The organism is Chryseobacterium gleum (genome assembly GCF_900636535.1).
Lineage (GTDB): Bacteria > Bacteroidota > Bacteroidia > Flavobacteriales > Weeksellaceae > Chryseobacterium > Chryseobacterium gleum.
Genome location: NZ_LR134289.1, coordinates 1882878 through 1894070, shown reverse-complemented (window position 1 = coordinate 1894070; position 11193 = coordinate 1882878). Strand labels below are relative to the sequence as shown.

Annotated in this window: 10 protein-coding genes; 8 read left to right on the top strand and 2 right to left on the bottom strand. The window is 37.2% G+C overall.

The window, feature by feature from the left end; all coding sequences use genetic code 11:
• Positions 1-81: 81 nt before the first annotated feature.
• Positions 82-774, bottom strand: coding sequence for an AIM24 family protein (locus tag EL165_RS08725; protein WP_002977783.1), 693 nt, complete (start codon positions 772-774; stop codon positions 82-84).
• A gap of 419 nt (positions 775-1193) precedes the next feature.
• On the opposite strand from EL165_RS08725, the gene queA reads away from it, so the two are divergent.
• The 6 genes from queA (at position 1194) to EL165_RS08695 (ending at position 7641) form a co-directional block, all read left to right on the top strand.
• The gene (queA, locus tag EL165_RS08720) at positions 1194-2243 is read left to right on the top strand and encodes a tRNA preQ1(34) S-adenosylmethionine ribosyltransferase-isomerase QueA (RefSeq protein ID WP_002977785.1); all 1050 of its coding nucleotides are present in this window, start codon (positions 1194-1196) and stop codon (positions 2241-2243) included.
• A 75-nt stretch (positions 2244-2318) separates the two neighbouring features.
• Positions 2319-3353 carry a dual-specificity RNA methyltransferase RlmN gene (gene rlmN / locus EL165_RS08715; RefSeq protein WP_002977786.1) on the top strand — a complete coding sequence of 345 codons (1035 nt, stop codon included), beginning with the start codon at positions 2319-2321 and terminating at the stop codon, positions 3351-3353.
• A gap of 74 nt (positions 3354-3427) precedes the next feature.
• The gene (locus EL165_RS08710; protein ID WP_041461423.1) at positions 3428-4378 is read left to right on the top strand and encodes a sterol desaturase family protein; all 951 of its coding nucleotides are present in this window, start codon (positions 3428-3430) and stop codon (positions 4376-4378) included.
• Positions 4379-4632: 254 nt separating this feature from the next.
• Positions 4633-5541, top strand: a complete 909-nt coding sequence (locus EL165_RS08705) for a hypothetical protein (RefSeq protein ID WP_002977788.1) — start codon at positions 4633-4635, stop codon at positions 5539-5541.
• A gap of 72 nt (positions 5542-5613) precedes the next feature.
• On the top strand, positions 5614-6591 hold the full coding sequence (locus tag EL165_RS08700; protein WP_002977789.1) for a polyprenyl synthetase family protein: 978 nt from the start codon (positions 5614-5616) through the stop codon (positions 6589-6591).
• Positions 6592-6846: 255 nt separating this feature from the next.
• Positions 6847-7641, top strand: a complete 795-nt coding sequence (locus EL165_RS08695; protein ID WP_050791109.1) for a hypothetical protein — start codon at positions 6847-6849, stop codon at positions 7639-7641.
• A gap of 194 nt (positions 7642-7835) precedes the next feature.
• Here EL165_RS08695 and EL165_RS08690 read toward each other — a convergent pair whose 3' ends face one another.
• Entirely contained in the window at positions 7836-8129 is a 294-nt protein-coding gene (locus EL165_RS08690; protein WP_002977792.1) for a hypothetical protein, read from the bottom strand.
• Positions 8130-8266: 137 nt separating this feature from the next.
• On the opposite strand from EL165_RS08690, the gene EL165_RS08685 reads away from it, so the two are divergent.
• Positions 8267-10699 carry an alpha-ketoacid dehydrogenase subunit alpha/beta gene (locus tag EL165_RS08685; protein ID WP_002977793.1) on the top strand — a complete coding sequence of 811 codons (2433 nt, stop codon included), beginning with the start codon at positions 8267-8269 and terminating at the stop codon, positions 10697-10699.
• Positions 10700-10889: 190 nt separating this feature from the next.
• A complete protein-coding gene (locus tag EL165_RS08680; protein WP_002977794.1) occupies positions 10890-11177 on the top strand; it encodes a hypothetical protein in 288 nt (95 codons plus the stop codon).
• Positions 11178-11193: the final 16 nt, after the last annotated feature.

Here is an 11193-nt window from a genome sequence, read left to right as displayed (position 1 = left end):
AGGAGCGCGGGAAGAAACAGAAAGAAGTTTCCATAATGTTAATTATTACGGAAACTCCGGATCTCTTCTAAGTTGTTTGTTTTATTTCTCCATATAGTACACTTCTTCGTAAGGCTGAATCAGCACCCATCCGTGTCCTGAGAATTTCATCTGGAACTCTTCGCCACTTCCTCTTCCGATAAGGCTTTTGAAAGAAACGTTGGTTTTCAGTTCCGGGTTTAGGTTTCCGGACCATGCAACAGTAGCATTCGGATCTGTAAATACTGGTGTATCAGGAGTTACCAACAAGGTCAATGGATCTCCGTGCGTGGTAATGGCGATATGTCCTGTTCCTGAAAGTCTTACCTGGAAAAGACCACCGGACATCATTCCTGCGATACTTTTCAGCATTGTGATATCACTTTTTACGCTTTGTTCGTGGGCAAGAACGTCATTTCCGTTCACGCAGACAGATTCATTATTCAGATAAAGAATACGGACTTTCTTCCCGGAATCGGCTACATACAGTTTTCCTGTACCTTCTGCTTTCATCAGCCTGGCTCCTTCACCACTGATAGCTTTCTTTAGAAGATTTCCAATTCCGCCAGCCAGCATTCCCTGTCTTTCAAAATTGATGTTTCCCACATAGCTTACCATGCTTCCTCTTTTCGTCCATACTGCCTGATTATTTAGATTGATTTCCAGAAGGTGTTTTGTTTCCAGCTCAAAATAATCTCTTTGCTGTGGATTTTCTTTTGTTTCGTTGATAAATGCTTCTATTGAATATTTGCTCATAATGATATTTTTACTTTTATAGTGTTATTATTTTAGTTTGTCGGATTGATAAGCTCTTTTGTTACTTCAGATTATCCAATTGGGAATGTTTGCCAGGTACGTTTCATCTTCTTCCTGTTGTCTTCATTATTATTTATCTTTTATTTTAGTTTTTAAATAATTTGGCTTTTTCAGTTGAATATTTCAAATGTATAACGATCAGGATACGGATTATCAATGAAGTATATTTGCTTACAGATTCCATATTGAATTTTAATTTTCCCAAAAATACTCTTTTTGTGCCTTGAAACTCCCCGTAAAATCACGGTTTTATATCTGATTGTAAATAATACTTGACAAAGGGGTGTTCAATGTCGTATATTTGCACTCCGAAAATTACACCTTGTAATTTCAGTAATTTTTAAACCGTAATTTAAAAAATGAAAACATCAGATTTTAATTTTGATCTTCCTGCAGAATTATTGGCAGAACACCCATCAGAGCACAGAGACGAAGCGAGATTAATGGTACTTGATAGAAAAACACAGACTATCGAGCACAAATTATTCAAAGATGTAGTGGATTATTTTGATGAAGAGGATTTGTTCATCTTCAACAATACAAAAGTTTTCCCTGCACGTCTTTACGGAAACAAAGAAAAAACCGGGGCTAAAATTGAAGTTTTCTTATTAAGAGAGCTTGATAAAGAAACCAGAGTTTGGGATGTTTTGGTAGATCCTGCAAGAAAAATCAGAATTGGTAACAAATTATTCTTCACTGAAGATGAATCTTTGGTAGCTGAAGTTATTGATAACACAACTTCAAGAGGAAGAACATTAAGATTCTTATTCGACGGTTCTTACGAAGAATTCAGATCTAAATTAAAAGAACTGGGAGAAACTCCGCTTCCAAAATATATCAAAAGAGCTGTAGAGCCTGAAGATGCAGAAAGATACCAGACGATCTACGCAAAAGTAGAAGGAGCAGTAGCTGCACCTACAGCAGGTCTTCACTTCTCTAAGCATTTGATGAAGAGATTAGAGATCAAGGGAATCAATTTTGCTGAAGTTACGCTTCACGTAGGATTGGGAACTTTCAACCCGATTGAGGTAGAAGATCTTTCCAAGCATAAAATGGAGTCTGAAGAGATCATCATTGATGAGAAAAATGCTGCTATTATCAACAAAGCGGTAGAAGCTCACAGAAGAGTTTGTGCAGTAGGTACTACTACCATGAGAGCATTGGAAACTTCAGTTTCTTCAAATAAAAAAATCTCTGCTTTTAACGGATGGACAAATAAGTTCATTTATCCTCCTCACGAATTTGGAGTGGCTAACTCAATGATCACCAACTTCCACACACCGAAGTCTACTTTGATCATGATGATTGCTGCATTTGCCGGAAGAGATTTCGTAATGCACGCTTATGAAGAAGCCGTAAAAGAAAAGTATAAATTCTATTCTTACGGTGACGCAATGTTAATTCTATAAAAAAGATAATAGGTAACAGGTTGCAGGTAATAGTATCTGCAACCTGACATCTAAAATCTGCAACCTATTTCTGAAATGAAAGATATCCGTACATTATCATTAGACCAGCTTAAAGACTATTTTGTGTCTTTAGGAGAAAAACCGTTTCGTGCGAAGCAGGTCTATGACTGGCTATGGAGCAAAAACCTCCATTCAATTGACGAAATGACGAATCTTTCAAAATCACTTCGTGAGAAAATTTCGGAAGAATATACCATTAATCCTGTTTCCGTAGACCTTCTTCAAAAAAGTTCTGACGGAACCATCAAAAACGGAGTGAAACTTCATGACGGACTGATGGTGGAGTCTGTTCTTATTCCTACAGAAACAAGAACTACAGCCTGCGTATCTTCACAGGTAGGATGCTCCTTAAACTGCGAATTCTGCGCTACAGCAAGACTAAAAAGGATGAGAAACCTTGAAGTTGCTGAAATTGTAGACCAGGTTGCCCTGATTGACAGCCAGAGCAGAATGTATTTCGACAGACCGCTTTCCAATATCGTATTTATGGGAATGGGAGAGCCGATGATGAATTACAAAAACGTAGTGGAAGCCATCAAAAAAATTACCCAGCCGGAAGGATTGGGAATGTCTCCGAGGAGAATTACCGTTTCTACATCCGGTATCCCTAAAATGATTAAAATGCTTGCAGATGATGAGCTGCGTGTGAAGCTGGCCTTATCCCTTCACTCTGCCATCGAATCCAAGCGTAATGAGATCATGCCTTTCTCAGATAAATTTCCGTTGACGGATATTATGGAGGCGCTTCAGTACTGGTACCAAAAAACTGGTTCTGTTATCACCTTTGAATACTGTGTATGGAAAGGCATCAATGACGGTGATGAGGATATCAAAGCTCTAATTAAATATTGCAAACAGGTTCCTTCAAAAGTTAACCTGATTCAATATAACCCTATCGGGGATGGAAAATATGATCAGTGCAATAAACAGGCGGAAGAAAACTATATCCGTCAGCTTGAAAATGCAGGGATTACTGTAATGGTCAGAAGAAGCCGTGGAGGTGATATTGATGCAGCCTGCGGACAGCTGGCCAATAAAACTACAGATTAAAATTTCCTTAAAAAAAGTCTAAAACTTTCTTAAAAAATAGGTTAAAACCCTACCTTTGCACAAATTATTTTGTGATGATGGATTTTCTTATGAGCGAGGACGGGCTGGAAAATGTATATGCATGGGCTATCCCATTGCATGCTACAGTTATTTTAGCTGAAATGATTTACAGCCACGTTTCAGAAGCTAAGTTATATAGTGGGAAAGATCTTGCAACTAATGTTTATCTTGCATTGATGAACTTTGGCCTTGACCTTATCATGAAAGCATTTGCCATGGGTGTAATGTTTTTCTTTTACCACCACAGGATTTTCTCATGGGATCTTAGTATCTGGTATTTACTGGCGTGCTTTGTAATTACAGATTTTGCCTATTATGTGCTCCATTATGTAGATCATCGTTCCAGAGCATTCTGGGCTGTTCATATTACGCACCACAGTTCAGAATATTTCAATCTTACAACAGGATTCAGAAGCCCTGTGCTGCAGCCTCTTTACAGATATTTATATTTCTCACCGCTTGCCTTTTTAGGATTCAATCCGTGGCATATTATGGTCGCTTATGCAATCGGGCAGGTGTATGGAACATGGGTGCATACCCAGACAGTGAAAAGCATGGGGTTTTTAGAGCATATTCTGGTAACGCCTTCTCACCATCGTGTCCATCATGCATGTAATGTAAAATACCTTGATAAGAATATGGGAATGTGCCTGATTATCTGGGATAAAATATTCGGAACCTTTCAGAAAGAAGACCCCAATGTACCTGTGAAATACGGAATTTATCCAAAGATGCCGGATAACAGACCAGATACGGTTCTTTTTTATGAATGGAGAAAAATATGGAAAGACCTTAAGCAACCGGGATTAAAATTCACAGACAGAATCAATTATATTTTCAATTCGCCGGGATGGAGGCATGACGGAACCGGAAAAACAGTAAGGCAATACCAGAAAGAGTATTTTGCAAAACAGGCTAAAAGAAAAGAACAACAGCAAAATCAGAAAGAGCAGAAAACGGCTTAACTTCTGATTTAAATCAATAGAAATCTAAGTGAAAAACGGGCTATTTTGGTCCGTTTTTCTATTTTAGAATTAACATTCAAGGCTTTTAGATTCATACAAAAGTGGATGGATGGATAATGTGCTTAGTTTGTCCATTCTGTAGGAATCTAGACTCTCACCTCCAATTTGATCCCCAAACACGAAATCTCGTTCAGGCTCTCAAATACTCTTACCCTCCAACTCACCAGCTCAGAATAAAACCCTAATTTTGTCTTATGAAAAAACTCTTTCTGATTTTCACCCTAATCATTATCCAATCTGCTTTTTCTCAACAGACGGATTTTCTGAAAATTAAAAAATACAGAGTCAATTATCTCAATGATAAGATTGAAGAGACTTCAGGACTGAATATTTTAAACGGAAAACTATATACGTTCAATGATAGTGGAAATCCTGCCGAACTTTTTGAAATCGATAAAAAAAGCGGAGAAATTATCAGGACACTGAAAACCAATTTAATCAATACAGATTGGGAAGCGTTAGCCAATGACGGAGAAAATTTTTATATAGGAGATTTCGGAAACAATACCGGGACAAGAAAGGATCTGATGATTTACAAAGTTCCATACGAACGTCTCGATGAGTCTAATGTCATTAAAATTCCAGGTTCGGAAAGAGCCCTTGATGGAACGAAAATCCAGTTTTATTATCCCGAACAGACTGAGTTCATTTCTAAAAATATAAAGAATGATTTCGATGCAGAGGCCATGATTTATCTGAACGGAAAGTTGCATATATTTACCAAAGAATGGGTTTCAAAAGCAACCTCACATTATATCGTAGATCCTGAAATCTCAGAACTGCAAAAAGCAGAAAAAATAGAAACCTATAAAACAGGTTTTGTAGTTACAGATGCCTCTTATTTTGATAAAAAGCTTTATCTGATAGGATATACTAAGAAAACAGAAGTCTTTTTAGATATTTTTACAGAAACGGAACCCGGAATATTTTTTAAAGAAAAGCCAAAACATTATTACCTCGGAACCGCGCTTGCACTGGGACAAATTGAAGGGATAAGCGCAGACGAATCGGGAATTTATATTTCAGGAGAAAAATTCAGATCTCCGTTGGGAAGTACAAAACCTTCATTTTATTTTATTCCGAAAGATAAACTCAAAGATTAATTTTATCTTAAAATTGAGCGAAAAAAATTATCTTTGTGAGAATTAATAATTATTCACCCAGTATCGCAGATTGTGGCAAACATTGTAGAAGAGATTAAACGACCGATCAATGATGAAATGAAACTTTTTGAACAGAAGTTTTATGAATCAATGCAGAGTAAAGTAGCTTTATTGGATAAAGTAACCCGTTTTATTGTTACCACGAAAGGAAAGCAGATGCGTCCCATGTTCGTATTTCTTTGTGCGAAACTGGTGGGTGAAGTAACGGAGAAGACCTACCGCGGAGCTTCTATGATTGAACTGATCCACACAGCTACTCTGGTGCATGATGATGTAGTGGATGAAAGTTTTAAACGTCGTAATTTCTTTTCAATCAATGCGTTGTGGAAAAATAAAATAGCTGTTTTGGTTGGAGACTATCTTCTGTCAAAATCAGTTTTACTATCTACAGACCATAAAGATTATGATCTCCTTGGAGTCATTTCCAGAACCATCCGTGAAATGTCAGAAGGAGAGCTTCTTCAACTGGAAAAAGCCAGGAAACTGGATATTACGGAAGATGTTTACTATGAAATTATCCGTCAGAAAACTGCCACGCTGATTGCGGCCTGTTGCGAAATAGGTGTTCTTTCTAACAATGCGGATGAAGCCTTAGCCAAAAAAATGATGGATTTCGGGACCTTTACGGGGATGGCGTTCCAGATTAAAGATGACCTTTTTGATTATTTAAGTTCAAACGTCATCGGCAAGCCGGTTGGAATTGACATTAAAGAACAGAAAATGACCCTTCCATTAATCCATACTCTTACAACAGCGAACGAGAAGGATAGAAAATATTATTTCGATACCATAAAGCGTTATAATAACAATCCAAAACGGGTAAAAGAGCTTATAGAATTTGTAAAAAGCTCCGGCGGCCTGGAATATGCTATTACAGTTATGAAGGATTTTCAGCAGAAAGCAAAAGATATCCTCAATGAATTTCCAGATTCTGAAGCAAGAAAATCGCTGCATATCATGCTGGATTATGTTATTGAAAGGAAATTCTGACAGTAACACTTTTTTATCAATCCTGACATTTTGTTCTCTATTTCCTTCAATCCTGCATTATATAAAAGTATTCTTATTACTGAAAATAAATAACTCTATCTTTCAATAACCCAAGGAGTTGTGATTATTTTTATTTTTTGTAATAGTAAATTGCTGTATATTAATATTTTACAAATTCATTTAAAATATTTGTTAATAATTCATTGATTTTCAAGATAAATGTTGTTTATTTGTTATTACAAAAAACAACAAATAATGAAAAAAATCAAAACAATGATGATAGCATGTGCTATCAGTTCAAGCTTTCTTGCGTACGCACAAGTCGGAATAGGAACTCAAAACCCCCAGACAACTTTTCACATCGATGGATCTAAAGACAATCCTGTGACGGGAGCTCCTTCTGCAGCTCAACAGGATAATGATTTTAGTATTACTTCAGGTGCAAGGGTAGGGATTGGGACTATTGCTCCGACCGAAAAACTGGATGTAGCATCTGGAAATGCCCGTATTCGTAATATTAATTCGAATGTAGGTATTGGAGGGACTGACAGGGTTGTTGTAGCTGATGCTACCGGAGTACTGAAGACTATCGATTTTACTGCTTATTCACTGTTTCATGCACGTTTAGCAGCTAACCAGAACATCAGTGCTTCTACCATTACAACTTTACTATTTTCCACACCAGTAGCAACTTCTCCGTTCTATTCCTATAATGCAGGAACTGGAGTATTAACTCTTAATCAGGCCGGGAATTATCTGGTAACCTTACAGGCAAGTTTTACCAATATGCCTGCAGATAGCCAGCTGCTTATCGGTATAAGACCTGTACCAGATGCCAATTACCTGGGAAGGGGAAGTCATTACAATGCAATTGCTTCTTCAGGAACGGTAGGTGAGCTGATGAATTATACAACTGTAATTGTTGCTCCTACAGCAGGCTATCAGATCCGTTTTACTGCGGCTCCCAATCAAAATGCTACAATTATTGCAACAGAAACAGGATCTACAGGAAGTGGAAATGTTACCAATGTAACAGTACAGAAGATATAATTCTATCTTTACATTACAATTAAAAACAAGTAAAGTGTTTTGTATATGTTTTCAGGAAGCTGAAAGTGTATACAGAACACTTTCTTTTTATATTCAAAATCCAATAAGAGTTAAAGATCACAATATTGCCGGATTTTGGTGCTTAGAGATCTTAATTTATTTTCCGGATTAGGCAATTAAGTGAAAATTTTAAATTAAATTATTTTCAGGGTTACAATAATAACGGCCAGAACTATACAAAATAAAGCTATTAAAAATAAATAATCCGCAATGTTCTCAAACGTATATTCCCGCTTTTCGCTTTTTGTTCTGATGGCCAGGAAGGAAAAGAAGCAGCTACAGGCAAAAAGGATACAGGCAAATCCTGCAAATTCGTCCAAATATGTACTCTGACTGATCTTAGAGATTTTTAATGAGGTAATAATAATCAGTGAAAATCCTAAAAGATTGCTGGATGCATTCAAAATGTGAGGCGACTTTTTTTCCATCTTTTACAATTTTTCTCAAAATAAAGCACAATTTTTTTTATTATCAAATTTTTAAAAAAGATTATTAAAAATTAAAATTAATTTAAAAAGTGTATATTAGCAAAATACTTGAAGATTAAAAACTTTTTTACTTAGCTATGCAAACAACCTATATTGAAACACAGCAAATATCCTTTCAAGATTTTAAAAATCAGATACTTGGGGATTACAGGTTAGGAAGGATTTCCCGTGAAATGTCTTATCTTGGAAGAAGAGAAGTGCTCACAGGAAAAGCTAAATTCGGAATTTTTGGGGATGGAAAAGAACTTCCTCAGCTTGCAATGGCGAAAGTTTTCAGAAATGGAGACTTCCGTTCAGGATATTACAGGGATCAGACTTTTGCATTGGCAATAAATGCTCTGACGGTAGAAAGTTTCTTTGCACAGATGTATGCAGATACAAGTGTGGAAAGAGAACCTGCTTCAGCCGGAAGACAGATGAACGGGCATTTCGCAACAAGAAGTTTAAATGAAGACGGGAGCTGGAAAGATTTGACAGCTCAGAAAAATATTTCTTCTGATATTTCTCCTACAGCCGGTCAGATGCCAAGATTATTGGGATTGGCTCAGGCTTCAACAATTTATAAAAGTGTAAAATTTGACGGGTCAGAAAAATTCTCAAGAGAAGGTAATGAAATTGCTTTCGGAACCATTGGAGATGCTTCTACAGCAGAAGGACATTTCTGGGAAACTCTTAATGCCGCTTGTGCACTGCAGGTTCCTATGATTGTTTCCATCTGGGATGACGGGTACGGAATTTCAGTTCCTACCAAAAACCAGAGAGCAAAAGCTGATATCAGTGAAATGTTAAGCGGTTTTCAGAGAAAAGAAGGGGAGAACCAGGGATGTGAAATTATCCAGGTGAAAGCATGGGATTATCCTGCACTACTGGATGCCTATGCAAAGGCAGAACATTTTGCAAGAACAGAAAGTGTACCGGTGGTAGTGCACGTAGTTGATGTTACCCAGCCTCAGGGGCACTCTACTTCCGGATCTCACGAAAGATATAAAAACGAAGCACGTCTTGCATGGGAGGCTGAGTTTGATGGACTAGTGAAATTCAAAGAATGGATCTTAAATTATTCTATCGAAATTGATGGGAAAGAAGAAGTAATTGCTACTGCTGAAGAACTGGACGCCATTGATGAAGAAGCTAAAAAAGCAGCAAAAGCAGGTCAGAAAACAGCATGGGAAAATTATCAGAAAGCCATTTCAGAACTTACCCAGTCTCTTTTACCTTTAGTTGAAAACCTTAAGGGACAGAATGCTGAAGTGGAAGCTTATATTGCTCAGTTCAACAAGTTGGTTTCAAAAGCGAAAAAAGATATCTTCCATCTGGTAAGAAAAGCTTTATTGGCGACAAGAGGAACAAATTCTGCAGAAAGAGCTCAACTGATGCAGAAATACAATGAATTGGCTGCTGTTGAAAAGGACAACTATTCTTCTCACTTATATTCTCAGTCTCAATGGAAAGCTGAAAATGTTCAGGAAATCAAACCTGTGTATTCTGACAGTTCCGAAGATGTAGATGGAAGAGTAGTGATCAGAAATAACTTCGACAAAATTTTTGAAAAATATCCTGAAACTTTAATCTTTGGAGAGGATACCGGAAATATCGGTGACGTGAACCAGGGGTTGGAAGGTATGCAGGAAAAATATGGTGCCTTGCGCATCGCTGATACCGGAATTCGTGAAGCAACGATTCTTGGACAGGGAATTGGTATGGCGATGAGAGGTTTAAGACCCATCGCTGAAATCCAGTATTTAGACTATGTTCTTTACTGTTTACAAGGAATGAGCGATGATCTGGCAACGGTACACTACAGAACGAAAGGAGGTCAGAAAGCTCCATTGATCATCAGAACAAGAGGGCACAGATTAGAAGGAATCTGGCATTCGGGTTCTCCAATGGCAGGGATCCTGAACCTTTCAAAAGGTATTCTGGTATTGGTACCTAGAAACCTTACAAAAGCAGCAGGATTCTACAACACGATGCTTCAGGCTGACGAACCCGCAATCATTGTAGAATGTCTGAACGGATACAGATTAAAGGAAAAGCAACCGGATAACTTAGGTGAATTCACAGTTCCTGTAGGTAAAATTGAAGTTACTAAAGAAGGAAAAGACGTTACTCTGGTAACTTATGGTTCTACATGGAGAATTGTGACTGAGGCTGCCAATGAATTGGAAAAATTAGGAATTTTTGCAGAAGTTATCGATATTCAGTCGTTGATTCCTTTCGATTTATCCCACGAAATTGCGGAGAGTGTTAAGAAAACCAATAGATTAGTGGTTATTGACGAAGATGTGGAAGGAGGAACTACCGGATACATTCTACAACAGATCCTTGAAAAGCAGAAAGCATTCAGATATCTGGATTCAGATCCGTTGACGATCTCTGCCAATGATCACAGACCTGCCTATGCAAGTGATGGGGACTATTTCAGCAAGCCGTCTGCAGACGATATGGTAGAAAAGATCTACGCTATGTTTAATGAATCAAATCCTCAGAAATATCCTGCGATATTCTAATTGGGATTTCAGATAAATTTTAAAACCGCTTCCTTTTGGGAGCGGTTTTTGTTTGTTAGCCTCTTCAGCCAAAGTAATTTATAATGAATTTTTTTGCAAATTTGTATCAGAAAGATTTCAGAACTTATATATTTACTTTTTGGTGATATACTTACCTTTTCGAAAGTGCTCAATTATATAAATAAAAAAAATGAAAAAAATAACTTCATTTTTGAAGTCCAGAAAATGGGCACTCATTATTTCGATACTGTATGTAGTAACCGGAACATTAGCAGTATGTTCAGCTTACGGCAGTGATCCATTATACGGTGAATGGACTTTATATGCCTTGCTGATAACATTTCCTGTGTCAGTTTTGAGTTTTGTCTGCAGATATACTGATCCCAGTATATGGCCTATTTTACTGATTCAGTTTATGATGTTTTTAAGCACATTTTTTGTTTTATCCTTATTTATAAAAAGTAAGCCGGATAATTAGAAATGATTTTCAGTAT